Annotated in this window: 22 protein-coding genes; 14 read left to right on the top strand and 8 right to left on the bottom strand. The window is 72.3% G+C overall.

Going from position 1 to position 23,744, the window contains the following annotated elements:
* Window positions 1–71 precede the first annotated feature (71 nt).
* From FH608_RS37830 to FH608_RS37815, 4 genes are all read left to right on the top strand, one after another.
* Entirely contained in the window at window positions 72–2,399 is a 2,328-nt protein-coding gene (locus tag FH608_RS37830) for an ATP-binding protein (RefSeq protein ID WP_139635205.1), read from the top strand.
* On the top strand, window positions 2,396–4,474 hold the full coding sequence (locus FH608_RS37825; protein WP_139635204.1) for an ATP-binding protein: 2,079 nt from the start codon (window positions 2,396–2,398) through the stop codon (window positions 4,472–4,474). Before FH608_RS37830 ends, FH608_RS37825 begins: the two co-directional genes overlap by 4 nt.
* 105 nt (window positions 4,475–4,579) lie before the next feature.
* Window positions 4,580–5,179, top strand: coding sequence for a TetR/AcrR family transcriptional regulator (locus FH608_RS37820; RefSeq protein WP_193318850.1), 600 nt, complete (start codon window positions 4,580–4,582; stop codon window positions 5,177–5,179).
* 96 nt (window positions 5,180–5,275) lie between these two features.
* Window positions 5,276–5,815 (top strand): GNAT family N-acetyltransferase, encoded by a 540-nt coding sequence (locus tag FH608_RS37815; RefSeq protein WP_139635202.1) that lies wholly within the window; start codon window positions 5,276–5,278, stop codon window positions 5,813–5,815.
* Window positions 5,816–5,819: 4 nt separating this feature from the next.
* On the opposite strand, the gene FH608_RS37810 is transcribed toward FH608_RS37815, so the two are convergent.
* The 4 genes from FH608_RS37810 to FH608_RS37795 form a co-directional block, all read right to left on the bottom strand.
* A complete protein-coding gene (locus FH608_RS37810) occupies window positions 5,820–7,019 on the bottom strand; it encodes a ZIP family metal transporter (RefSeq protein WP_139635201.1) in 1,200 nt (399 codons plus the stop codon).
* 94 nt (window positions 7,020–7,113) lie between these two features.
* Window positions 7,114–7,743 (bottom strand): DivIVA domain-containing protein, encoded by a 630-nt coding sequence (locus tag FH608_RS37805; protein ID WP_139635200.1) that lies wholly within the window; start codon window positions 7,741–7,743, stop codon window positions 7,114–7,116.
* Window positions 7,744–7,841: 98 nt separating this feature from the next.
* Entirely contained in the window at window positions 7,842–8,651 is an 810-nt protein-coding gene (locus FH608_RS37800) for an alpha/beta fold hydrolase (protein WP_139635199.1), read from the bottom strand.
* 94 nt (window positions 8,652–8,745) lie between these two features.
* Window positions 8,746–10,197 carry an MFS transporter gene (locus tag FH608_RS37795; RefSeq protein WP_139635198.1) on the bottom strand — a complete coding sequence of 484 codons (1,452 nt, stop codon included), beginning with the start codon at window positions 10,195–10,197 and terminating at the stop codon, window positions 8,746–8,748.
* A gap of 101 nt (window positions 10,198–10,298) precedes the next feature.
* On the opposite strand from FH608_RS37795, the gene FH608_RS37790 reads away from it, so the two are divergent.
* The 3 genes from FH608_RS37790 to FH608_RS37780 all read left to right on the top strand — a co-directional run bounded on the left by FH608_RS37790 (window position 10,299) and on the right by FH608_RS37780 (window position 13,228).
* On the top strand, window positions 10,299–10,730 hold the full coding sequence (locus FH608_RS37790) for a MarR family winged helix-turn-helix transcriptional regulator (RefSeq protein WP_226900250.1): 432 nt from the start codon (window positions 10,299–10,301) through the stop codon (window positions 10,728–10,730).
* Between the two features lie 123 nt (window positions 10,731–10,853).
* Window positions 10,854–11,309: an SPW repeat protein gene (locus tag FH608_RS37785; protein ID WP_139635196.1), complete on the top strand. Its 456-nt coding sequence runs from the start codon at window positions 10,854–10,856 to the stop codon at window positions 11,307–11,309.
* A 251-nt stretch (window positions 11,310–11,560) separates the two neighbouring features.
* Entirely contained in the window at window positions 11,561–13,228 is a 1,668-nt protein-coding gene (locus tag FH608_RS37780) for an HAL/PAL/TAL family ammonia-lyase (protein WP_226900249.1), read from the top strand.
* A gap of 7 nt (window positions 13,229–13,235) precedes the next feature.
* On the opposite strand, the gene FH608_RS37775 is transcribed toward FH608_RS37780, so the two are convergent.
* Window positions 13,236–14,057 carry an IclR family transcriptional regulator gene (locus tag FH608_RS37775; protein ID WP_193318849.1) on the bottom strand — a complete coding sequence of 274 codons (822 nt, stop codon included), beginning with the start codon at window positions 14,055–14,057 and terminating at the stop codon, window positions 13,236–13,238.
* Between the two features lie 125 nt (window positions 14,058–14,182).
* On the opposite strand from FH608_RS37775, the gene FH608_RS37770 reads away from it, so the two are divergent.
* The 5 genes from FH608_RS37770 to FH608_RS37750 are packed head-to-tail and all read left to right on the top strand — an operon-like array spanning window position 14,183 to window position 18,491.
* The gene (locus FH608_RS37770; protein WP_139635193.1) at window positions 14,183–14,836 is read left to right on the top strand and encodes an ABC transporter permease; all 654 of its coding nucleotides are present in this window, start codon (window positions 14,183–14,185) and stop codon (window positions 14,834–14,836) included.
* Window positions 14,823–15,824 carry an ABC transporter ATP-binding protein gene (locus FH608_RS37765; protein ID WP_226900248.1) on the top strand — a complete coding sequence of 334 codons (1,002 nt, stop codon included), beginning with the start codon at window positions 14,823–14,825 and terminating at the stop codon, window positions 15,822–15,824. Before FH608_RS37770 ends, FH608_RS37765 begins: the two co-directional genes overlap by 14 nt.
* Window positions 15,814–16,584, top strand: coding sequence for an ABC transporter permease (locus FH608_RS37760; protein WP_193318848.1), 771 nt, complete (start codon window positions 15,814–15,816; stop codon window positions 16,582–16,584). The genes FH608_RS37765 and FH608_RS37760 overlap by 11 nt, the downstream gene beginning before the upstream one ends.
* Window positions 16,585–16,631: 47 nt before the next feature.
* Window positions 16,632–17,603, top strand: coding sequence for a glycine betaine ABC transporter substrate-binding protein (locus FH608_RS37755; protein WP_139635192.1), 972 nt, complete (start codon window positions 16,632–16,634; stop codon window positions 17,601–17,603).
* 30 nt (window positions 17,604–17,633) lie between these two features.
* A complete protein-coding gene (locus FH608_RS37750) occupies window positions 17,634–18,491 on the top strand; it encodes a potassium channel family protein (protein ID WP_139635191.1) in 858 nt (285 codons plus the stop codon).
* Window positions 18,492–18,528: 37 nt separating this feature from the next.
* Here the strand turns inward: FH608_RS37750 and FH608_RS37745 are convergent, their stop codons facing one another.
* On the bottom strand, window positions 18,529–19,155 hold the full coding sequence (locus FH608_RS37745; RefSeq protein WP_139635190.1) for a TetR/AcrR family transcriptional regulator: 627 nt from the start codon (window positions 19,153–19,155) through the stop codon (window positions 18,529–18,531).
* Window positions 19,156–19,258: 103 nt separating this feature from the next.
* On the opposite strand from FH608_RS37745, the gene FH608_RS37740 reads away from it, so the two are divergent.
* A complete protein-coding gene (locus FH608_RS37740; RefSeq protein ID WP_139635189.1) occupies window positions 19,259–20,455 on the top strand; it encodes an erythromycin esterase family protein in 1,197 nt (398 codons plus the stop codon).
* Window positions 20,456–20,519: 64 nt separating this feature from the next.
* Here the strand turns inward: FH608_RS37740 and FH608_RS37735 are convergent, their stop codons facing one another.
* Window positions 20,520–20,888, bottom strand: a complete 369-nt coding sequence (locus tag FH608_RS37735) for a winged helix-turn-helix transcriptional regulator (protein WP_226900247.1) — start codon at window positions 20,886–20,888, stop codon at window positions 20,520–20,522.
* Window positions 20,889–21,063: 175 nt separating this feature from the next.
* Between FH608_RS37735 and FH608_RS37730 the strand changes: the two genes are divergently transcribed.
* A complete protein-coding gene (locus FH608_RS37730) occupies window positions 21,064–22,299 on the top strand; it encodes an MFS transporter (RefSeq protein ID WP_139635188.1) in 1,236 nt (411 codons plus the stop codon).
* A 178-nt stretch (window positions 22,300–22,477) separates the two neighbouring features.
* Here the strand turns inward: FH608_RS37730 and FH608_RS37725 are convergent, their stop codons facing one another.
* Window positions 22,478–23,686: an acyl-CoA dehydrogenase family protein gene (locus tag FH608_RS37725; RefSeq protein ID WP_139635187.1), complete on the bottom strand. Its 1,209-nt coding sequence runs from the start codon at window positions 23,684–23,686 to the stop codon at window positions 22,478–22,480.
* Window positions 23,687–23,744: the final 58 nt, after the last annotated feature.

The raw sequence follows: 23,744 nt of genomic DNA, 5'->3' as shown, positions 1-23,744 counted from the left end.
AGAAACCGTTCACCGAATAATCTGGGGGCGGAGGCTCGGTGATCCGAGCGCCCGAGGCCGTTGGAGCATTCATGACCATGACCGCACCGAACGTTTCGTGCCGGCTCCCGGCAGAGCTCAACAGCTTCGTGGGCCGGCGGCACGAGATCGCCGAGGTCAAGCGGCTGCTGGCCGACGCCAGGCTGGTGACGCTCGTCGGCGCGGGCGGCGTCGGCAAGACCCGGCTGGCCCTGCGGGTGGGGTTCGACCTGCGGCGCAACTTCCGTGACGGCGTGTGGCTGGCCGAGCTGGCGGCGCTGGAGAGCCCCGAACTGCTCGTGCAGACGGTGACCGAGTCCCTGGAGATCCAGGACCGTTCCGTGCGTCCCTCCCTCGACGTGCTCATCGATCACCTGCGCGACCGGCAGCTGCTGCTGATCCTCGACAACTGCGAGCACCTGCTGGACGAGTGCGCGAGGGTGACCGAGACGCTGATGCGGGCGGTGCCCGGCCTGCAGATCCTGGCGACCAGCCGCCAGTCGCTCGGCGTCGTGGGCGAGCAGACGATGGCCGTGCCGACGCTGCCCATCCCCGACGTCGACGGCTCGCGCCCGTCCGCCGAGTCGCTGAGGCAGGTCGACGCGATCCGGCTGTTCGCCGAGCGGGCGCAGGCCGTGCTCCCCGGGTTCGAGGTGACGGAGGACAACCAGGAGACCGTGGCCCGCATCTGCCGGCGGCTCGACGGCATCCCGCTGGCAATCGAGCTGGCGGCCGTGCGGCTGCGGGCGATCTCCGCGGAGCAGCTGCTCGACCGGCTCGACGACCGGTTCCGGCTGCTCACGGCGGGCGCGCGGACCGCCATGCCGCGCCAGCAGACGCTGCGGGCACTGATCGACTGGAGCTACGCCCTGTGCACCGAGCGGGAGCGGCTGCTGTGGGCGCGGCTGTCGGTGTTCTCCGGCGGTCTCGACCTGGAGGCGGCCGAGCAGGTGTGCTCGGGCGACGGCATCCCCGCCGACGAGGTGGTCGACCTGGTGGTCGGCCTGGTCGGCAAGTCGGTGCTGGCCCGCGAGGAGCACCAGTCGACCGTGCGCTACCGCCTGCTGGAGACGATCCGCCAGTACGGCCGCGAGCGGCTGCGCGCGGCGGGCGAGGAGCCGGCGCTGAAGGCCCGGCACCGCGACTGGTGCGACGACCTGGTCTCCCGGGCGCAGCAGGCGTGGTTCGGCCCCGACCAGGTGAGCTGGTTCATGCGCCTGCGCGCTGAGCACGGCAACCTGCGCACGGCGCTCGACCACTGCCTCACGGCGCCGGGCGAGGTGGAGCGCGGCCTCGACATCGCCACCGCGCTGCGCTTCTACTGGATCGCGGCCGGCTCGCTGCGGGAGGGGCGCGGCTGGCTCGACCGGCTGCTCGCCGCCGGCGACGAGCCGACGGCGGCCCGCGCCGGCGCCCTGTGCCTCAACGCGCGGCTGGCGGTGCTGCAGAGCGACTTCGCTCCGGCCGCGGCGATGCTGGACGAGAGCCGCCGCCTGGCCACGCGGCTCGGCGACGCGCGGGTTCTCGCGAACGTCGCGTACGTCTCCGGCCTCACGGGCCTGATCCGGTGCGACTACCCCCTCGCGGTCGACATGTTCGGCGAGGCGGTCGAGGGGCATCGGGCGGCGGACGCGCCCATGGGCGTGGCCAACGCGATGATGTATCTCGCCACCGCCCACTCGCTGCTCGGCCACTCCGACGTGGCCGACGTCCAGTACAAGGAGTGCCTGGCGATCTGCGAGGCCCGCAAGGAGCACTGGTTCCGGTCGTACACGCTGTGGGTGTACGGGATCGAGATGTGGCGGCGGGGCGACACGGCCGCGGCGGTCGAGACCGAGCGGGAGGCCATCCGGCTCAAGCGGCCCTTCGACGACCGGCTGGGCATCGCGCAGTGCATCGAGGCGCTGGCGTGGATGGCCGCAGACGACGCGGCCGAGCGCGCCGCGGTGCTGTTCGGCGCCTCGCAGGAGAGCTGGCGCTCCTTCGGCGCGCCCCTGCTCGGCTACCTGACCGACTACCACGACACCGCCGAGGCGCTGGCGCGCGAGCGTCTGGGCGGGCGCGCGTACGAGTCCGGCTTCCGCCGTGGCACCGAGCTCGCTCCCGCCGAGGCGATCGCGTACGCCATGGGCGAGGCCTGCGAGGTGGCCGAGCCGGCGGGCAGGGCGGCCTCGCCGCTCACCCGCAGGGAGATGGAGATCGCCCAGCTCGTGGCCCAGGGCATGACCAACAAGGCGATCGCGGCCTCGCTGGTGATCGCGCAGCGCACGGCCGAGGGGCACGTGGAGCACATCCTCAACAAGCTCGGGTTCAACTCGCGGGCCCAGATCGCCGCCTGGGTCGGCGAACAGGGCGAGCTGCTGCCCAGGAGGTCCCCATGAGCCCCGGCCCGGCGTTCGACAGGTCGAGTTTCGTCGGGCGCACGCACGAGCTGGCCTCGGTGCGCAAGCTGCTGGGCAGGTCCCGGCTGCTGACCCTGACCGGCGTGGGCGGCGTCGGCAAGACCCGGCTGGCGCTGCGGGCCGGGGAGCTGCTGCGGCAGTCGTACCCGGACGGCGTCGAGGTGGTCGAGCTGGCCACCCTGGAGACCGGCGACCTGCTCGAACAGGCGGTCTCCGCGGCGCTGGGCCTGCGCGGCGGGCGCGGCGACCTGATGACGCTGCTGGTCGACTACCTCGCGGGCCGGCGGATGCTGCTGATCCTCGACAACTGCGAGCACCTGAGCGCGGTGTGCGCCCGGTTCGTGGAGCGGCTGCTGCGGGAGGCGCCGCGGCTGCAGGTGCTGGCGACCAGCAGGCAGTCGCTGGGGGTCTACGGCGAGCAGGTGCTGCGGGTCGTTCCCCTGCCCGTCCCCGGCCACGACGAGACGCTGCGGGAGATCGCCCGTCACGACGCGGTCCGCCTGTTCGTGCAGCGCGCGGCGGCCGTCATGCACGACTTCACGCTGCAGCCGGGCAACATGGCGTCGGTGTCCCGGCTGGTGCAGCGCCTGGACGGCATCCCGCTGGCGATCGAGCTGGCCGCGGGCCGCCTGCGCACCCTGCCGCTCGGCGAGCTCGTACGCGAGCTGGAGGAGCGCTTCGACCTGCCGGCCGCGCGCGTGCCCGCCGCGCTCGCCCGCCACCAGACGCTCCGCGCGACCATCGACTGGAGCTACCGCCTGTGCTCGGACGGGGAGCAGCGGCTGTGGGCGCGGCTGTCGATGTTCGCCGCGGGGGCCGACCTGGAGACCGCCGAGGCGGTGTGCTCGGGCGACGGCATCGACGGGTTCGACGTGCTCGACCTGCTGGCCGGGCTGGTCGACAAGTCGATCCTGGTGAGCGACGGGTCCCGCTACCGCATGCCGGAGACCCTGCGCGCGTACGGCGGCGAGCGGCTCTCCCCCGACGAGCTGCGGTGGCTGCGCCTGAGCTACGTCGGCCACTACCGGGGCCTGGTGGAGGAGCAGCGGATCGACCGGATGGTTCCCGAGCAGCTGGAGCGCTATCTGATGCTGCAACGGGAGCTGCCCAACATCCGCGTCGCCCTGGAGACGTGCCTGAGCGACCCCGCGCTGGCCGGCGACGGGCTGGCCGCCGCGTCGTCGATGTGGTGCTTCTGGCTGCTCGTCGGCTCGCTCAGCGAGGGCCGCTACTGGCTGGAGCGCGGCCTGGAGCTGGTGACGGAGCCCGGCCGGGTCCGCGCGGCCGGGCTGTGGGCCGACAGCATGCTCGCCCTGCGCCAGGGCGACCTGCTGGCGGCGGTGCCCGAGCTGGAGGCGTGCGTCGGCATGGCCCGCGAGGCGGGCGACGAGCGGCAGCTGGCGAGCGCCCGGCGCACCGAGAGCGTCGTGGCGTTCTTCACCTGCGACGCCCGGCGCGGCCTCGCGCTCGCGCGGGAGGCCCTCGACCTCCACCGCGCGCTCGGCGACCTCGACGGCGTGATCCTCGCCCTCTACGTCGCCACGGCGTACGGCTCGGAGGAGGATCCCGCCCGGGCCATCGAGACCGGCGAGGAGCTGCTGGAGCTGTGCGAGCGGCAGCAGGCGCAGATCTTCCACCACGCGTACGGCCGGCTCGCGCTCGGGGTGGCCCGCTGGAACGCGGGCGACAGCCGCGAGGCGGAGGCGCTGGTGACGGCGGCCACCGCGTTCACCGGGGGTATCAACGACCGGTGGTGCCTCACCCAGTGCCTGGAGGTGCTGGCGTGGATCTCGTGCGAGCGGGGCGAGCACGACCGGGCCGCCGTGCTGCTGGGCGCGGCGCACGCGCTGTGGCAGGCGGTGGGGGCCTCGCCCGAGTGGGTGAGCTACCACGCGCTGTGGCACGAGCGCTGCGTGGGCCGATCCCACCGTGAGCTGGGCGGAGCGGCATTCACCTCGGCCTTCCGGCGGGGGGCCAGGCTGGGCGTCGAGCACGCGGTGGCCTACGCGATCGGCGAGCCCGCGCCGACGCGTGCCGCCCACCGCCGAGCCTGACGGGACCCGCACCCGCCCGGTGCCGGAGCCGACGGGACGCGCACCCCCGCCCGTACCAACCCCCTGGCTGGAGAAGTCCGTACGTGAGGATATAACGTGTCCGGCGTGGATGACAGGACGCGCAGGACGGGACGGCGGCCCGGGACATCGACCACCAGGGCGGAGATCGTCTCGGCGGCGGCCTCGGCCTTCAGCACCGCCGGCTACGAGGCCACCAGCATGCGCCAGGTGGCCGCGCTCGCGGGCGTGGACCCGGCGCTCGTGCGGCGCTCCTTCGGCGGCAAGGAGCAGCTGTTCAGCGCCGTCGTCACCTCGGTGTTCGAGCCCGAGCAGGCCGTGGCCGGGCTGCTGGACGGGCCGCGCGGCAGGATCGGCGAGCGCCTGGCCCGGCACATGCTGAGCCTGCTCGGCGACGTCGAGCAGCCGGGGCCGGTGCTCGGCCTGATGCGCGCGGCGGCGACCAACGCGCACGCCGCGGCCCTGATCCGCGAGTTCCTGGCCAACGACATGCTCGGCGAGCTCACCAGGAAGCTCGGCGTGGACCATCCCGAGCTGCGCGCCGCCCTCACGGCGGGCCAGATCGTCGGGCTGGGCATCGCCCGCTACGCCGTACGGGTGGACGCGCTGGTGGAGTCCGAGCCCGACGAGCTCATCGCCTGGGTGGCGCCGGTGCTGCAGCGCTACCTCACCGGCCGCGCGCCCTGAGACCGCCGCGGGCCGCCCCGCTCGCCGGAACGCCCCCTTCCGGTCCCGGGTTTATTCGTTTGTGGCGCTGCCCGGAATCCTGGTAGACCCTCCTTTGTGCTGACCGGAGAACGTGTACGCCTGCGGGCCCTCGAGCCCGCCGACAGCGAGCCCCTGTGGCGGTGGTACCACGACCCCGAGGTGGGCCGGTGGATGGACGGCAGCCCGCCCATCTCGCTCGCCCAGAACATGGAGAAGGGGGCGAACCGGCCGCGCAACACGTTCGAGCAGATGGTGCTGGGCATCGAGACGCTCGACGGCGGGAAGCTGATCGGATATGTCGCGCTCGGCGACACCGACTTCGTCCACGGCGAGGCCACCCTGCAGAGCATCGCCATCGGCGACCGCGACCACTGGAACGGCGGCTACGCGACCGACGCGCTGCGGGTGATCTGCCGCTACGCCTTCGAGGACATGGGCCTGCACCGGGTGATGCTCTGGGTGGTGGCCGACAACGCGGCGGCCGTGCGGGCGTACACCAAGGTGGGGTTCGTGGAGGAGGGCAGGCGGCGGGAGGCGTTCCGCACGAAGGGCAGGCGGCACGACTTCCTGATGATGGGCCTGCTGAGCACCGAGTTCGCGGCGCCCGGCGACTGAGGGCTCAGCGGGGCGCGGGCGCGGCGCCGAGGGCGAGCAGCAGGTAGTGGCGCTGGCGCAGGGTCAGGTCGCCGATGCTGGCGCCGCTGCCGACCCGCGCCCTGCGCAGCACCCGGGTGATCTCGGCGGCGCTGCGCCCCGGCAGGGCGCGCAGCAGCCACTCGACGTCGGCCCCGATGGTGGCCAGGTCGCTGCGCGTGAGCAGGGACTCCAGGCCGAGCCGCCCGCCGGCGACGGCGGCGCGCAGCTCCGAGGGCGTCATCGGCTCGGGCCGGCGCGTCGGCGTCGGCAGCGGCGACGGCGTGCGGGTGTGCGGGACGAGCGGCACGGCGGCCTGGCCGGCGGCGGCGACGGGCAGTTCAGGGGTGGGCAGGTCGCCGGCGAACATCGCCTCCCCCGTCACCAGCAGCGCGCCCACCGCCAGCACGCCCACCGCGGCCACGGCGACGTGCCGCCGCACCATCCGCCCGCTGGTGCGGGCGATCTGCAACCCGATCACCGCCGTACGCAGCAGCACGCCGGTGAGCAGGCCGAGCAGGATGGGCACGCTCTGCGGCGGCAGCGGCGCCACCGTGGCCAGCACGACCCCGGCCGCCGGGCTGGCGCAGGAGAGCAGCAGCCAGGGAGCGCGCCGCTTGCTGGCCATGTCGAGCATGGCGGTCATGGCCAGCCCCTCACCGGCCGAGTGGATCATGAGCGCCGCCACGACGATGGCCGAGGCGGCCAGGACCAGGGTGGCGCCCTCGATCATGCGGTGCAGGCTCAGCGCGACGGCCGTGCCCACGCCCCCGTACACCGCGGCGCTGACGGCCTGCTTGACGCGCCGGTGCAGGCCAGGGGCGTGCCGGGCGTGCTGTCCCGGCTGGTGCGGGTGGGCGCAGCCGTGGCGGGTGAAGTACGTGATCGCGGCGAATCCGGTCAGGCCGGCCAGCGCCACCACCCACAGCGGCACCTCGGTGGCGGCGGCCTCGCGCCAGGCGTCGGGCATCACGTCGGTCAGGGCGGTGATGAGCATGAGAGCCGAGGCGACGGCCAGCCAGATGCTGATCCTGGCGGCGTTGCGGTGGGCCAGATGGGCGCCGGCCAGCGTGGACAGGGCGACCAGGCCCACGGCGACCCACACCGTCCAGGCGGGCATGGCGGTGTTCAGGCCGGCGTCTTGCAGCGCCGACTGCAGAGCCGGCCCCCCGAGCGGCAAGGACATGTGACAGCCTTTCTGGCGAGACTGCGACTTACTGACGAGACAGTGGCTTTCCGGCGAAACGGCGACTTCTGGGAACTGCTGAGGAGAATGCCGGTCAGGGCGCCGCGAGGGGGCCCGTCTGCGCGGCACGGCTGGGCGCGGCGAGATCCTCCAGCACGGTGCGCAGCCGGCCCAGCTGGTCGCGCAGGCTGTCCTGCAACTGGCGGCCGTGGTCGGACAGCACGGAGTCGAAGTGGTCGAACTGCTCCTCGATGGCCGCGCGGTAGGCCAGCCGGGCGGCCCGGGTGACCGCCTCGGCCGCGGCGGCGGCCTCCTGCCGCAGCCGCTCGGCGTCGTCGCGGGCCTCGTCGAGGAGCCGGCGCGCCTCCTCCCGGGCGACCTCGACCGTCTGCTGCGCGCTCTGCTCGGCCTCGGCCAGCCGCTCCGCCGGGCTCGGCGGGACGGGGACGGCCGCGAGACGCTCACGCAGGTGCGCGTTGTCCTGCCAGAGCAGGCTGAGCGTGGTCTCCACGCCGGCCAGGAACGCGTCCACCTCGGCCAGGTCGTAGCCCGCCCGCAGGCGTACGACGGTGAAGACCTGGTGGTGCACGGCGGCGGGGGTCAGCAGGGTCAGCTGGCCGGGACCGGCCGCCTGGACCGGCAGCGTGACGGTGTCGTCGAGGGTGGCGGCGTGGCTGTGCGGGAGCTGGAGGCGATGGTCGTGTTCTTCGTGCTCGATGTGCATGAGGGTGCTTCACCGAACCTCTCGGTGCAACCTTTACCTTTTGACCAGGCAACTTATACGCACAGTAGTTGACAAGTTACACGGTGCTTAAACGTCGTTCATGAGTAAAGGTCGCCGTCCGGACCGGCTTTCAGGAACGACAGCACCGCCTCGGTGAAGGCGTCCGGCCGCTGCTCGGGCAGGTGCACGCCGGCGCCGTCGATCACCTTCAGCTCGCAGTCCAGCGCCCGCGCCAGGGCCGGCTGGTCGGGCAGCGCGTACGGGTCGTCCGCTCCGCACATCAGCAGGGTGCGGGTGCGGACGAGCGGCAGCCGCGCCGCCATCCCGTACGCGTTCACCGCGGCGTGACCGTCGCCGAGCCGGTCCACGACCTGCAGCGCGTCCACCAGGAACCGGGTGAGGTCGTCCTCCTGGCCCGCGTCGTAGAAGCCGCGCCGCTGCCGCCACAGCTCGCTCGCGTGGCCGCCGTCGGGCGCCGGCACGACGTGGTCGACCGGCGGCCGGCCGCTCATCCTGGCCCGGCGCTCGGGCGTGACGTGCGGCATCGCCGAGAGCACCAGCGACGACAGCCGCGACGGGGCGCGGGCCGCCACCTCCAGCGCGATCACGGCGCCGGTGTGGTGGCCGACCAGGGCGACCCGGGGGAGGCCGAGCGCGTCGAGCACCGCCTCCACGCCGTCGGCGAACCGCTCGATGCTGAACTCGTCGATACGGGCCGACTGGCCGAAGCCGAGCGTGTCGGGGGCGATGGCGCGCACGTGGCCGCCCGCGATGGGCAGCACCCGGACGTACTCGGTCCACGAGCGCGGCGTCTGGTGCAGGAACAGCACCGGCGCGCCCGTGCCGCACTCGGCGAGATGCATCTGGCCGAACCGGGTGTCCACGTATCGGCGCCGTACCTCTGCCATCGCCCACCATCCCGGCTCAGCCCGCGTCCGCAGCGGCATGCTAGCCGAGGCCCGGCCCGCTGTCAGGGCCCGATGCCGGTTCGCTCCGGCCGCACTACCGGGCGCGGACCTCGTGGCCGGCGCCGGCGGGCTCGCCGGAGGACGCGCGATGGGCGGCGGCGCGGCGGCCCGGGATCGTCAGCACGATGAGCGCCGCCACCAGCGCCACCGCGCCGCCGAAGAGGAACCCGGCGCGGAAGCCGTCCTCGGACGGCAGCGTCACCGGGCCCAGCTTGATCGTCATGTTGGCCAGCAGCGCCCCGAGCACGGCGCTGGCGCAGGACGTGCCGATGGAGCGCATCAGGCTGTTGAGGCCGTTGGCGGCGGCGGTCTCGCTGAGCGGCACGGCGCTCATGATGATGGACGGCATGGCCGCGTACGCGAAGCCGATCCCGGCGCTGACCACGCAGGAGAAGATCAGCACGCCCCAGGCGTGGCCCATCAGGGCGAGGGCGAGCAGGTAGCCGGAGGCGATGACGACGGTGCCGAGCAGCAGCGACGTCTTCGGCCCGCGGGCCGAGGACAGGCGGGCCGCGACGGGCGAGACGGCCATCATCATCAGCCCGGCCGGCGCCATCCACAGCCCGGCCTCGACCATCGACCGGCCCAGGCCGTAGCCGGTGGCCGCGGGCAGCTGCAGGAGCTGCGGCGTGATCAGCGACATGGCGTACATCGCGAAGCCGATGACGATGGAGGCCAGGTTGGTCAGCAGCACCTGGCGGCGGGCGCTGGTGCGCAGGTCGATCAGGGGCGCGGGCGTGCGCAGCTCCCACCATCCCCACAGCAGCAGGACCACCACCGCGGCCCCGAACATGCCGAGCGTGGTGCCGCTCGTCCAGCCCCAGTCGCTGCCCTTCGAGATCGGCAGCAGGAGCAGGACCAGGCCGGCCGCCAGGCCGGCCGCCCCGACGAAGTCGAATCGAGCGCGCGCCTTGACCGGCGCCTCCGGCACGATCACCAGGATCAGCACGCTCATCACCAGGCCGAGCCCGGCCGCGCCCCAGAACAGCGCGTGCCAGCTGACGTACTGGGCGACGAGCGCGGCGGCGGGCAGGCCGAGCGCGCCGCCGACGCCCAGCGAGGAGCTCATCAGGCCGATGGCCGAGCCGAGCCGCTGCGGCGGCAGCACGTCGCGCATGATGGCGATGCCGAGCGGGATGACGCCCAGGCCGAGGCCCTGCAGCGTGCGGCCGATCACCATGGGGGTCAGCGAGTTGGCGGGGGCGCACACCAGGGAGCCGGCTGCCAGCAGGAGCGCGCTGACCACCATGACGCGGCGCTTGCCGTACAGGTCGCCGAGCCGCCCTGAGACGGGCATGGCCACCGCGCCGGCCAGGAGGGTCGCGGTGATGGCCCAGAAGGCGTTGGCGGTGGTGGTGTGCAGGAGCGTCGGCAGGGTGGCGATCAGCGGGACGATCAGGGTCTGCATGAGCGAGACCGTGATGCCCGCGGCCGCCAGTACGCTGATGATCGCTCCGCTGCGCGGCGCGGCGTGCGTCCGACTCATGGGTCCCCCGTATCTCGCATCCCCCTATGCACGATGCATATGGTGTGTATCCTACACATCACGATTTAGAGGGATATTCTGGGCGCGGTTGGGGGGTGTCCGTGCGCGAGGAGATCGTTCACATCGAACGGGAACTCATGCTCATCGGCCGCTACAAGGAACTGGCGGCCGCCGCCGCGCCCTGCCCCGAGCCGCGGCTCGAACGCGGCAGCAGCTACATCCTGCTCAGCCGCCTGGAGGCCGAGGGGCCGATGTCGATCGGGCAGCTCGCCCTGGCCTTCAGCCTCGACACCTCCACGGTCAACCGGCAGACCGCCGTCCTGCTGCGCGACGGGCTGGCCGAGCGCATCCCCGACCCGGAGGGCGGGATGGCCCGCAAGCTCCGCGTCACGGAGGAGGGCCTGCGGCGGGTGGCCGGGGAGCGCGAGCACCGGCTCAAGGGCCTGGCGTCGGTGCTGAAGGACTGGACGCCCGAGGAACTGGCCGCCTTCGCCGAGGGGCTCGCGCACTTCAACGCCAGCATCGAGCACTGACCCCCTGGGCCGGCATGCGGCCTTTGGACAATCCTTACGCTGGGCAGGCGTGTTGCCATGATTGCGCGGGCAGGTGACCTGCATCCACACCTCCACCCGAGACAGAAGGCAGGTGTGTGCGGCATGGCTGAACGTCCGACCCGGCCGACCCATCCGACGTACGACATGGGCCAGCACCCTGACATAGCCGAGATGCGCTCGCGCTACGACCAGGCGGCGCAGAGCCCTTCGGGGCAGTCCGTGAGCGGGCTGGCCCTGCTCAGCGGTCTGTATCTCGCGATCTCACCATGGGTGGTCGGCTTCTTTCCGCGTACGAACCTGACCGTCAACAACCTGATCACGGGCGTCGCCCTGGCGATCCTGGCGGGCGGCATCGCCTCGGCCTACGGTCGCATGCACGGGCTCGCCTGGGTCATCCCGATCATCGGCATCTGGACGATCATCGCCCCCTGGGTCCTGTCGCCGCACGGAGGCGGCGTCGGCGCGATCGCCAACAACGTCGCCACGGGGTTCGTGATCCTCTGCGTCGGCCTGGCGGCGACGGCGCTGGGCGCGATGTCGAAGCGCCGCCATCGGTGACCACCGGCCAGAAGGTGCCCTCCTCCCGGAAGGGAAGGGGGCACCGTCGCGATCGGGCCACCGGGCGGCGTGCCGGGGCCTGTCGTCCACGGCAGGGTAAGCGCCTGCTCTAGGGCCGGTCAGCACTCGGCTCGCGGTGCCGAGCCCTCGCCGGCGAGAGCGTCCCCCGTGCCTATAACGGAGCGGCACTGATCGTTGTCGCGAGGCCGGGGGGCACGGTGACCACCAGGACAGGACGAATTGCCGTCGGCGTGAGCTTGCTCGCCGGCCTGTGCGTACCCGGGCGGGCGGTCGCCGAGCCCGTGGCGCCCGCTCCGGCGCCCGCACCCACGCAGCCCCAGGCGCAGGCGCTCGACCTGGTGCTGGACGGCAAGTCCTTCTCGCTGCGGGACGCCGCCGCGATCCTCGACGGCCGCCCCGTCACCGCGCGGCTCGCCCCGTCCGTGCCGGCGGCCATGAACCGCTCGCGCCAGGGCGCGCTCGCCGCTCTGGAGACCCAGCGGGTGTACGGCTGGAACCAGGCGCTCGGGCCGCTGAAGGACCGCCCGCTCTCGCCGGAGCAGGCCGAGCAGTTCCAGCGCAACGTCCTGCGCTCCCACGCCGCGGGCGTCGGCGAGCCGCTGCCCGACAACATGGCCAGGCTCGCCCTGATCCTCAAGGCCAACCAGATGGCGAGGGGCACGTACGGGGTGCGGCCCGAGGTGCCGCAGCGCCTGCTGGCCATGGTCAACGCCGGGGTCGTGCCGCTGATGCCGCAGATCGGCTCGCTCGGCACCGGCGACCTGCAGCCGCAGGCCGCGGCGGGCCTGGCGGCGATCGGCGAGAACGCCCCCGTACGCTACCGGGGCCAGGTCGGTCCGGCCTCCGAGATCCTGCCGCAGGCGGGCCTCGCCAGGGACTTCGTCCTGCAGGCCGGGGAGGCGCTGCCGATCGTCAGCGGCAGCACCGTCGTGGCGGCCATGCTCATGGACTCCGTGCGCCGCGCCACCGTCCTGGCCGACCAGGCGGAGGGCGCGTTCGCCCTGTTCATGGAGGCGACCAGGGCCGAGCGGAGCTCGCTCGACGCGCGTACCCACAAGGAACGCCACATCCCCGAGGAGAACGCGGTGGCCGAGCGGCTGCGCGCGATGGTGCGGGGCTCGGGCTGGATGACGGAGGAGGGCCGCAGGCGCCTGGACCCGGCGAACTACGAGCCGCGCGTGCAGGACGCGGTGTCGGTGCGGGCGGCGCCGCACATCATGGCGGGGCTGCGGCACGTGCTGGCCGACATGCGCCGCACGCTGGTGCGGGAGGCGAACTCGTCCACCTCCAACCCGCTGGTCTTCCAGCGCAGGCAGGGGCAGGGCTACGAGTTCGTGATGGGCGGCAACTGGGACGCCTCCATCATGGGGCATCTCACCGACAGCCTGAACGCCGAGATCGCCGACGTCGGCGTGCTGTCGCAGGAGCTGTCGGGACGGCTGCTGTCGCCCCGGTGGAGCTACGGCCTGCCCGCGAACCTCGCAGGAGGGACGGTCGGGCTCAACTCCGGCATGGTCCAGGTGCAGACGGTCGCCGCCGCGCTGGTGCCGGAGCTGCAGGTCAGGGCCACGCCGGCCGGGACGCTGTCCAGGCCGGTCAAGGACGGCCAGGAGGACCACAACACGATGGCGATGGCCTCCGTGCGGGACCTCCGGGAGAACCTCGACCGGCTGGAGATCGTCCTGGCCGTCCAGTACCTCATGGCGGCCCAGGGCATCGACCTCATCGCGGAGCGCATGGCGGGCCTGCCGCTCGGCGAGGTCACGCAGGGCCTGCACGACGAGCTCAGGAGGTACATCACGCCCCTGGCCGACGACCGCTACCAGACCCCGGACCTGGAGCGCGCGATCTGGCTGGTGCGGACCGGGCACCTGGTGCCGGCCGTGACGGCGGCCTGACCGGGCGTCAGTCGGCTCCCGGGGGCTCCGGGCAGGCGGCGACCGGGTGGCCGGACGGCGGGAGCCCCAGCGCGGTGGACAGCTCGCGTGCCGTCTCCGCCACGACGGCGCCCATCTCGTGCAGGCGCTCCGGCGGGGCGGCCCGCGTGACGGACACGCTGATCGCCGCCGTGATGATCCCCCGGTGGTCGCGTACGGGCGCCGACACGCCTGCCGCGCCGTCGTCCAGCTCGACGTCCGAGACCGCGTAACCGGCGGTCCGGGCGTGGGCGAGTTCGGCCAGCCAGTCGTCCTCGCTGCCGACCGCGCTGTCGAGGCCGGAGGGCAGGGTGGCCCGCAGCAGCTCGCGCACCCGCTCGCCGTCCCACTCCGACAGCAGCGAGCGCCCGGCCGCAGCCATGATCACCGGCACCGTGATGCCCTCCCAGACCCGGTGGTAGGCCCGTGAGGAGGGCACCGACAGCAGCGTCAGCACCCGGTTGCCGCGCAGGACGCACAGGTAGGCGTCCTCGTCGAAGGCGGTGGCGAGGCGCCGCAGGTAGGGGGCGGCCACCTGGACCAGCCGCGCCTGCTGGCTGCGCGCGGCCAGCGCGAACAGCCGCCACCCCAGCCGGTAACGCCGGGTGACGGCGTCCCGCTCGACCATACCCTCCAGCTCCAGGGCTCGCAGTGCCCTGGAGACCTGGCTCTTCTCCCGGCCCAGCCGCTGGGCGATCCAGCTGACGCCGAACCCGTCCGTGTCCCGATCGTCGCCGTGACCTGCGAGTACTTCGAGGATCTCCATGTCCCGTCGCAGGCCGGCCGAGGGCGCCGGCGGCTTGTCGCTCATCCTTGTCCGTTCATAACAGAAGCATTGCGCTATTGTTGCGCTAGCTGCACCTGATTTTGCACTGACCGCAACAAGTCGCATACGTTTGCGAGTCCATGCAAGCGTAAGCGAAGGTTGGTCCCTTTATGAGTTTCAGCGAGTACGTGATCTCACGATGGGACACCCTCTCGCTGGCCGCCGCCGAGCACGCCATGGTCGTGGCCGTCGCCATCGCCATCGCCACCGTGATCGGCGTGGGCGTCGGAGTGCTCACCCACGGTGTGCCTCGAGCCCGGGAAGCGTCGATCGCGGTCTCCGCCGCCATCCTGACGATCCCGTCCCTGGCCCTGCTGACCCTGCTCATCCCCCTTACCGGTCTCGGCTGGGGCTCCACGCTGCTCGGGCTCACCGCGTACGCGTTCCTGCCGATCATCCGCAACACCGTGACCGGGCTGCGCGGCCTGGACGCGGCCACCGTCGAGGCCGGCCGCGGCATGGGCCTGAGCCGCCCGCGCCTGTTGCTACGGGTTCAGCTCCCGCTGGCCTGGCCGCTGATCCTGACCGGCATCCGCATCTCGACGCAGATGCTCATCGGCATCGCCGCCATCGCCGCCTTCGTCGACGGGCCGGGCCTGGGCAACCAGATCTTCGAGGGCCTGTCCAGGCTCGGCTCGGTGAACTCGCTCAACGCCACGCTCGCCGGGACGCTCGGCATCGTGATCATCGCCATCCTTTTCGACGTGTTCTTCTACGTCGTCCGCCACCTGACCACCCCGAGGGGGCTTCGTGTTCGACCGTGACACCGAAGGCGTGCGCATCGAGCTGCGCTCGCTGACCAAGCGCTATCCGGGCCAGACGGCCCCGGCGGTCGACAACGTGAGCATGGACATCCCGGCCGGTGAGCTGGTGGTCTTCGTCGGCCCGTCGGGCTGCGGCAAGACGACCACGATGAAGATGATCAACCGGCTGGTGGAGCCCACCTCGGGCGAGATCCGCATCGGCGGCCGTGACGTGCTGAGCCTGAACCCCGACGAGCTGCGCCGGCACATCGGGTACGCCATCCAGCAGGTCGGGCTCTTCCCGCACCTGACCGTGGCCCAGAACATCGGCCTGGTGCCCAAGCTGCTCGGCTGGTCGCAGGAGAAGATCGCCGCCCGGGTCGAGGAGCTGCTGACGCTGGTCCACCTGGAGCCCGGGGCCTTCACCGACCGCTACCCGCGCCAGCTGTCCGGCGGGCAGCAGCAGCGCGTCGGCGTCGCCCGCGCGCTGGCCGCCGACCCGCCCGTGATGCTCATGGACGAGCCGTTCGGCGCCACCGACCCGATCACCCGCGAGCACCTGCAGAACGAGTTCGTCCGGCTGCAGAAGCAGCTGCGCAAGACCATCATCTTCGTCACCCACGACTTCGAGGAGGCGATCAAGCTGGGCGACCGCATCGCGGTCCTGCGCGAGGGCTCGCACATCGCCCAGTACGACACGCCGGCCGCCATCCTCAGCGACCCCGCCGACGACTACGTCGCCGGCTTCATCGGCCAGGACGCCACGCTCAAGCGGCTCGCGCTGCTGCAGGTGGCGGACGTGCCGGTCACGGAGCCGCTGCCGGACCCCGTCCTGCCCCAGGTCGCCCCGGACGCGAGCCTGCGCGAGGCGCTGGACCTCATGCTGGCCCACGGAACCGACCGGTGCAGCACCCCCTCCGGCGTGCTCACCTACGCCACGCTGTGCGAGGCCGTGGGGAACCGCCCGGACGGCACCCGCCCCGAGGAGGCGGTGGCCGGTGACCGCTGACACCATCGCCGCCCGCCGGGCCCGGCCGCTCCGGCGCCTCCCGTTCGGGACGCGCGTCCTCTTCACGCCCGTCGCCATCGCCGTGGTCCTGGTCGCCCTGTACGCGTGGGTGAGCACGCTGGAGCTCGACTCCATCGAGCAGCGCAGCCTCAACCGGGCGGTCATCGTGGCCAAGACCATCGAGCACCTGGAGATGACGCTGGCCGCGACGGCGCTCGTCGTGGTCATCGCGATCCCGCTGGGCGTGGCCGCCTCCCGGGCCACGAACCGGCTGATCGCCCCCGTCATCCTCACCGTGGGCAACCTGGGCCAGGCGGTCCCGTGCATCGGCCTGCTCGTGCTGTGCACGTTCCTGATGGGCGTGGGCTTCCAGACCGCCCTGGTCGGCCTCGTCGCGTACGCGGTGCTCCCGGTGCTGCGCAACACGATGGTCGGCGTGCAGCAGGTCGACCCGGCGCTCATCGAGGCCGCTCGCGGCATGGGCATGACCAGGGGTCAGATCCTGCGCCGCGTCGAGCTCAAGCTCGCCGTACCCGCCATCCTGGCCGGGCTGCGCACCGCGCTGGTGCTGACCGTCGGCGTCGCCACGCTCGGCGCCTTCGTCGCCGCCGGCGGCTTCGGCGAGCTCATCATCAACGGGCTCAAGCTCAACCGGATGCCCGTGACCATCGTCGGCGGTGTGCTGACCGCGTGCATCGCCTTCTTCATCGACTGGCTCGGCGGACTGGCCGAAGACCTGCTCAAGCCGCGCGGCATGTGACCCGTGCCGCCGGCCACCCCCATCACAGATACAGAGGTGTTTCTTTCATGCTCTCCCGTCCCCTCCGGACGACGTTCACCCTGCTCGCCGCTGCGGCGCTGACCCTGACGAGCGCCTGTGGCGGCTCCGACAGGGTCGAGGCCTCCAGCGCGGGCGACGAGCTGGCCGGCGCGAAACTCGTCGTCGGCTCCAAGGACTTCACCGAGAACATCGTGCTCGGCAAGATCGCGGTGCAGCTCCTCAAGGCGCACGGAGCCGAGGTGGAGGACAAGACCAACCTGGGGGGCACCGTACCGAACCGCAAGGCGCTCGAGGCCGGTGAGATCGACCTGTACTGGGAGTACTCCGGCACCGGCTGGATCGAGCACCTGAAGAAGACCGAGCCGATCCAGGACTCGGCCGAGCAGTTCAAGGCCACCGCCGAGGCGGACCTGGCCCAGAACAAGATCCACTGGATCGGTCCGACCCCGCTGAACAACACCTACGCCCTGGCCATCCGCTCGGAGAAGGCCGAGGAGCTGGGGGTCAAGACGGTCTCCGACGTGGCCGAGCTGGCCAAGACCAAGCCGGAGGAGGTCACGATCTGCATCGAGACGGAGTTCTCCACGCGGGACGACGGCCTGCCCGGCCTGTCCAAGGCGTACGGGATGAAGATCCCGAAGGACCACGTCAGCCTGCTCGACACCGGCGTCGTCTACACCGAGACGGACAAGGGGCAGACGTGCAACTTCGGTGAGGTGTTCACCACCGACGGCCGCATCGCCGCGCTCGGCCTCACCGTGCTTGAGGACGACAAGAAGTTCTTCCCGATCTACAACGCGGCGGTGACCGTGCGGGAGGATACCTACGCAAAGTACCCTGCCCTGGAGAAAGTCCTCCAGCCCGTGATCGCCAAGCTTGACGACGCCACCATGCAGAAGCTCTGCGCGCAGGTCGACGTCGACGGCATGGAACCGGGCAAGGTCTCCGCCGACTGGCTGGACAAGGAGGGCTTCCTGGGAAGCGGCGGCGAAGGCTGACCGACGAGCCCCTGACGAACGGGAAGAGTGATGGAAGATCCCGGCACGGCACCCCCGCCATCGCTCCGGCTGCAGGCATGGGAGCGCAGGACCGACCCCGTGCTGCTCGGCATCGGCCTGCTCTTCCTCGTCAGCTGGGCACTGCCGATCGTGCTGCCCGGGCTGCCGGGCGGCGCGGTGACCTGGCTCGAGGTCGGGCAGCAGGTGGCCTGGGGCTGCTTCGCCGTCGACTACGTCATCCGGGTGTGGCTGGCGGACCGGCGCTGGCACTTCGTGGCCACGCACCTCCCGGCGCTCCTGGTCGTGCTGCTGCCGCTGCTGCGCCCGCTGGCGGTGCTGCGCTCGCTCCTGATGCTGACCGCGCTGATGCGCCGGGTCACGTTGCCGCTGCGCATGCGGGTGACGGTGTACGTCAGCGGCTGGGCCTGCTTCCTGGCCCTGGTCGGCGCCATCGCGGTGCTGGACTCCGAACGCCACTCCCCCGAGCCCACGATCCTCACGCTGTCCGACGCCCTGTGGTGGTCGCTGACGACCATGACCACGGTCGGCTACGGCGACCTGTATCCGACCACGCTGGAGGGTCGGCTCATCGCCGCGACGCTGATGCTGTCGGGCATCGCGCTGCTCGGTGTCGTCACGGCGTCGATCGCGGCCTGGTTCGTCGAGCGGTTCCAGCGCACCTCGGAGGAGGAGAACCGCAACCAGGCCGACCTCCAGCTCGTCCTGGCCGAGTTGGAGAAGCTCCGCGCCCAGCTCGACGACCTGACCGAGCGGCGGCACGGCGTGGTCGACGCTGACACCAGCACCAGCACCGACACCGGCACCGGCACCGGCACCGGCACCGGCACCGCGACCGGAGCACCCGCGCAGCGCCATCCGATGTCGTGAGCACCGGTGACGGCCGCGCCCCGGATGGACGGCCCGGTCAGCGCCCGTAGCCGTGGAGGAAGGCCCGCACTCCCGCGGTGACCATCGCCCTGAGCGCGTCCTCGTCGTGCAGATCGGCCCGGTCGGTCAGGTTGTCGGCGGAGATGAGCAGCATCAGGTGCCCGGCGGCGCGTGCGGGGTCGGCGATCGCGAGGTCGCCGCGCTCGGCGAGCCGGTGGAGCCGTTCGGCCAGTTCGCGCCGGGTGCGGCCGGGTCCGGTCTCCTGCCACAGCTTGAGCGCGGCCGGCGGGATGTGCTCGACCTCGGCGTTGATCTGGCGGATGAGCGCGAAGTGCGGGGCCAGATCGGAGGTCAGCACTCCGATCCAGGCCAGCCCGAAGTCCACCAGGTCCTTTTCGAGATCGACGACCTTGCTGAGGTGGCGGTCGATGATGTCGACCATGGTGCCGGCGACCCGCTGCGTGCTCTCCTGGATCACCGTCTGGAACAGCTCGGCCTTGTCGAGGAAGTGGTTGTAGATGGTGCGGTTGGACACCCCCGCCTCGGCGGCGATCGCGTCGAGGCCGGCGCGGGTGTAGCCGTCGCGGGCGAACAGCGTCAGCGCCCCGGCCACGATCGCCCGGCGCTTGTCGGGCTGGCCGGCGGGCTTCCTTCTCTCCGTCACGCTCGTTGAGGCTACCCGATTACACCGCTCATTGCATTCATTACATCGATCGATGTAGCTTCTACACCGATCGATGTAACTCCCATGTCATTGAGGAGAGACCATGACCATCGCCGGCAGCCCCGGCGGGCGGGGCGACCTCACCCCCGGCCCGCGCACGACCACCGCATCGAGCCCTCTGCCTGGAGCCGCACTCGACGAACTGGCGGACGCGGTCGCCGCCGGCGCGGCGGTCGCCGGGCTCGGCGAGTCCACGAGGTTCGCCAGTGAGACCTTCGGCGTGCGCGACCAGATCTTCCGCCGGTTGGTCCAGAAGCATCGCTTCCGCGCGCTGGCCCTGCAGGACGACGCCGCCGTCGGCGCGACGCTCGACGCGTATGTCACCGGCGGCGAGGGGACGGCCGCGGCCGCGCTGGAGAGCGCCTGGCGTCCCTGGCGCACCGCCGAGATGGCCGCGGCGCTGCAGTGGATCCGCTCCTTCAACCAGGACAATCCGGATGACGCTGTCCGGATCTTCGGGGTCAGGCCCGCGCAGGCGCGGGCCGCCGACTACGACGCGGTGCTCGATCACGTCCGGCGCACGGCGCCGCACCGGCTGGCCGAGCTGGCCGCCCACCTGGAGCCGATCCGTACCGCGCACGAGATCGACGAGCACGTGCAGCGCGCGCGGGGCCTGCACCCTGGCCGGCCCTTCGCCGAGCACGCCCGCGACGCGCTCGCGATCGTCGAGCGGCTGCCCGGCGGCTCCGCCCTGGCCCGGATGCGCCTCATCGTGGACTTCCACGAGCGCAGCGTCGCCGGACGCGGCACGTACGCTGGCGACGCCCGGGCATGGGCGGGGGCGATCATCGACCACCAGCGGGAGACCAGCCGGCGCGTCACCTACTGGGACGGCATGGCGCACACCTCGGCGGCGCCGGCGACCCTGGGCCTGGCCCCTCAGCGCGGCCCCCAGCCCACGGTCGGCAGCGAGCTACGCCACCATTACGGCGCGGCCTACGTCTCTGTGGCGATCGGCTTCCACCACGGCGACCTCGGCGTCGCCACCGTCCCGGAACCGGCTCCCGACTGGCTCGACGCCCGCCTCGCGGCGGCCGGCCGGCCCGCCCACTGGCTGGACCTGCGTGCCGACCGGCTGCGCGGCCAATGGGACGGACCCGCGAAGGCACGCGTCATCAGCGGCGTCTACGACCCCTCCCGCGACGCGGCCGAGCACCTCGCGGTCGCCTCCCTGACCGGCGCCTTCGACGTGCTCGTCCACCTGCGCCGCGTGTCCCCGATGCGGCCGCTGCCCGCCTAGCCCGGCTCCGCATCGATCCGGAGGCAGGGTCCGGCGGTGGCCGGGTCGCGCCGGAACCGCCCGCTCAGGTCGATGGGTGGTCGCGGAGCCAGTAGTCGGCCCACTCGGTCAGAGCGATGACGACACCGGACAGGGCCTCGCCCTTGTCGGTCAGCCGGTATTCGACCCGGACCGGCGTCTCGTCATGCACGATCCGCCGGACGATCCCGTCCCGTTCGAACTCCTTGAGCCGCTGGGACAGCAGCCGGTTCGACATGCCCGGCCAGACCGAGGCGATGTCGTTGAAGCGGGTCTTCCCCGCCAACAGCGCGCGCAGGATCAAACCCGCCCAGCGGCGCTCGATGACGGCCACGGCTTGGTGGTAGTAGGGACAGAACGCCGTGTCTCCCGGACGCAGCCGGGACCTGGGCTGCTCGACCGTCTCTTCCTCCACGGCGTTCAAGTTACCAGAAGTCACTAGGTTGGCTCGGGGAACCACTGGCCAGCGGACCACGGCGCCGGCACCCTAGCGGGGCAGGTTACCTCTCATAACCGGCTTGACATAAGTAACTTACTCTGTAACTCTTCACAACCAAGTTCGAATTCGTAACTTGGTTTGAGGAGGGTGTATGGTCGCGCCCAAGACGGAGGGGACGGCCGCGCCGTCGCCGACCCGGCCGGCCCGGACCAACTGGGGCGTCGGCCTGTTGCTGTTCGCCGCCGGGGTGGCCGCCGCCCTTCAGATCGGCAAGGCGGTCGCGGGGCTGCCGTCGATCCGCGCCGATCTCGGGCTCTCGCTGGTCGCGGGCGGTTGGGTGCTGGCGGCGGTGAATGTCGCGGGCGGGCTCTCCGGCCTGCTGCTCGGCGCGCTGGTCGACCGGTTCGGGCACCGGCGATCGATGCTGGCCGGGCTGGTCCTCACCGCGGCGAGCAGCGCTCTCGGCGCGGCGGCACAGGACGGCACGCTGCTGTTGCTGACCCGGTTCGGCGAAGGGCTGGGATTCGTGCTGACCGTCCTGGCCGTGCCCCCACTGCTGGTACGAGTCACCGCGCGGGCCGACCACGGCGTGATGTTCGGCGTGTGGAGCTCGTTCATGCCGACCGGTTCCGCGTTGGGCGTGCTGGCCGCGCCGGTGCTGTTGGCGCACGGTGGCTGGCGGGCACTCTGGCTGGCCGGCGCGGTGCTGACCGCCGCCGTGGCGCTGGCCGTCGCGGGCGCCGGCCGTACGCTCCGGCCGCCGGGCGACCGGGCACGGCTCCGGCCGTCGCCGGCGATGCGCGCCGTGCTGACCGCGCCGGGCCCGCTCCTCGTGGCCGGCGCCTTCGCGGCCTACGCGCTCCAGTACCTGGCGGTGATCGGCTTCCTGCCCACGCTGCTCACCACCGAGTACGCCGTGCCCGCCGCGACCGCCGCACTGCTCACGGCGGCCGCCACGATCGCCAACGCCCCCGGCAACCTGCTCGGCGGGTGGCTACGCGGACGCGGCGCTCCGCGCTCGGTGCTGATCTGCGCCGGCAGCGCGCTGATGGGGCTGTCCGCAGTCGGCATCTTCGCCGACGGGTCGCCACTGGGCCTCCGCTACGCGTGCTGCCTGCTGCTCTCCTTCGCCGGAGGCGTGATCCCGGCGACGCTGCTCGGTGCGATGCCGGCCCTCGCGCCGTCCCCGCAGGCGCAATCCGCCACCGTCGGCCTGGGCATGCAGGGATCCACCCTCGGCCAGGTGGCCGGTCCCCCGCTGGTAGCGGCCGTGGCCACCGCCACCGGCGGATGGGGCGCCACCCCGGCGGTGCTCGGGCTCGCCGCGCTCATCGCCTTCGCCCTCGGTCTCGCCCTGCACCGCTTCGAGGACAAGGCGACCCCGTAGAACGAGGCCATCAGATCCTCCCGAGAGGAGAGGAGCCGGCATGCTCTGTGCATGATCGGAACCGGGCCGAGCGGGAACCACTGGCCTTCTGTATCGTCTTCGGCGGCCGAAGCACCAGCTGAACCGGCCTCTGGCGGTTCACGGGCCGATCGGCATGACACGCGGGGCCGCCGGATTCTCACCTCACCGGCAGGCCGGTCACGGCTCGGCCGATGATCAGGCGCTGGATCTCCGACGTCCCCTCGAAAATCGTGTAGATCTTGGCGTCCCGGTGGAAACGCTCGACCGGATGCTCCCGGGTGTAGCCCGCGCCGCCCAGGATCTGGATCGCCTGCTCGGTCACCCACACCGCGCACTCCCCCGCCACCAGCTTCGACATCGAGCCCTCCGCCTGCGTGAACGGCCGGCCGTTGCGCGCCATCCAGGCCGCCCGCCAGGTCAGCAGGCGGGCCATGTCCACCCGGGTGGCCATCTCGGCCAGCAGGAAGGCGATCGCCTGGTTCTCGCCGATCTTGCGGCCGAACTGCTCGCGCTCGCGGGCGTAGTCCCTGGCGTACTCGAAGGCGGCGCGGGCGATGCCCACCGCCATGGCGGCGACCGACGGGCGGGTGGTCTCGAAGGTGCGCATCGCCGCCTGCTCACCGGCGCGCTCCCCGTTGCGGACGCGCGCCAGGCGGGCGTCCAGTTTCTCCCGGCCGCCGAGCAGGCAGGAGTCCGGTACGCGTACGCCGTCGAGGATGACCTCGGCCGTGTGGGAGGCGCGGATGCCGTGCTTGCGGAACTTCTGGCCCATGGACAGGCCCGGCGTGCCGGGCGGCACGACGAAGGTCGCCTGGCCCCGCGTGCCGAGCGACGGGTCGACCGAGGCCACGACGACGTGGACGTCGGCGATGCCACCGTTGGTGGCCCAGGACTTGACGCCGTCCAGGATCCAGTCGCTCCCGTCGGGGACGGCACGGGTGCGGATGGCGCCGACGTCGGATCCGGCGTCCGGCTCGGAGGCGCAGAAGGCGCCCAGCTTGACGTCGTCCGGCGTGCCGAACATCTGCGGCAGCCACTCCCCCAGCTGCTCCGGCGTGCCGCTCGAGGAGACCGCGGCGGCGGCCAGGCCGGTGCCGACGATGGACAGGCCGATGCCCGCGTCACCCCAGAAGATCTCCTCGAACGCCACGGGCACCGCCAGCCCGCTCTCCTCGAACCACTGGGTGGCGAAGAAGTCGAGGGAGTACAGGCCGATCTTGGCCGCCTCCTGGATGACCGGCCAGGGCGTCTCCTCCCGTTCGTCCCATTCGGCGCCGGCCGGGCGGATCACGTCGCGGGCGAACGCGTGCACCCAGTCGCGCACCTCGGCCACATCGTCGCTGAGCTCCGGGCAGAAGCCGCTCATGTGCGCACTCTCCTCGTACGTGGTTACCGGTGGTAATAAGTTACGCGGCAGCGGGGCT

It is taken from the genome of Nonomuraea phyllanthi (assembly GCF_006334985.2).
Lineage (GTDB): Bacteria > Actinomycetota > Actinomycetes > Streptosporangiales > Streptosporangiaceae > Nonomuraea > Nonomuraea phyllanthi.
This window is presented reverse-complemented; position numbering and strand designations above follow the sequence as displayed.

Coding starts and splice junctions, on each gene's coding strand:
- FH608_RS37830 (WP_139635205.1), top strand. CDS start 72: ATGACCATGACCGCACCGAACGTTTCGTGCCGGCTCCCGGCAGAGCTC.
- FH608_RS37825 (WP_139635204.1), top strand. CDS start 2,396: ATGAGCCCCGGCCCGGCGTTCGACAGGTCGAGTTTCGTCGGGCGCACG.
- FH608_RS37810 (WP_139635201.1), bottom strand. CDS start 7,019: ATGTCCTTGCCGCTCGGGGGGCCGGCTCTGCAGTCGGCGCTGCAAGAC.
- FH608_RS37805 (WP_139635200.1), bottom strand. CDS start 7,743: ATGCACATCGAGCACGAAGAACACGACCATCGCCTCCAGCTCCCGCAC.
- FH608_RS37800 (WP_139635199.1), bottom strand. CDS start 8,651: ATGGCAGAGGTACGGCGCCGATACGTGGACACCCGGTTCGGCCAGATG.
- FH608_RS37795 (WP_139635198.1), bottom strand. CDS start 10,197: ATGAGTCGGACGCACGCCGCGCCGCGCAGCGGAGCGATCATCAGCGTA.
- FH608_RS37785 (WP_139635196.1), top strand. CDS start 10,854: ATGGCTGAACGTCCGACCCGGCCGACCCATCCGACGTACGACATGGGC.
- FH608_RS37775 (WP_193318849.1), bottom strand. CDS start 14,057: ATGAGCGACAAGCCGCCGGCGCCCTCGGCCGGCCTGCGACGGGACATG.
- FH608_RS37770 (WP_139635193.1), top strand. CDS start 14,183: ATGAGTTTCAGCGAGTACGTGATCTCACGATGGGACACCCTCTCGCTG.
- FH608_RS37755 (WP_139635192.1), top strand. CDS start 16,632: ATGCTCTCCCGTCCCCTCCGGACGACGTTCACCCTGCTCGCCGCTGCG.
- FH608_RS37750 (WP_139635191.1), top strand. CDS start 17,634: ATGGAAGATCCCGGCACGGCACCCCCGCCATCGCTCCGGCTGCAGGCA.
- FH608_RS37740 (WP_139635189.1), top strand. CDS start 19,259: ATGACCATCGCCGGCAGCCCCGGCGGGCGGGGCGACCTCACCCCCGGC.
- FH608_RS37730 (WP_139635188.1), top strand. CDS start 21,064: ATGGTCGCGCCCAAGACGGAGGGGACGGCCGCGCCGTCGCCGACCCGG.
- FH608_RS37725 (WP_139635187.1), bottom strand. CDS start 23,686: ATGAGCGGCTTCTGCCCGGAGCTCAGCGACGATGTGGCCGAGGTGCGC.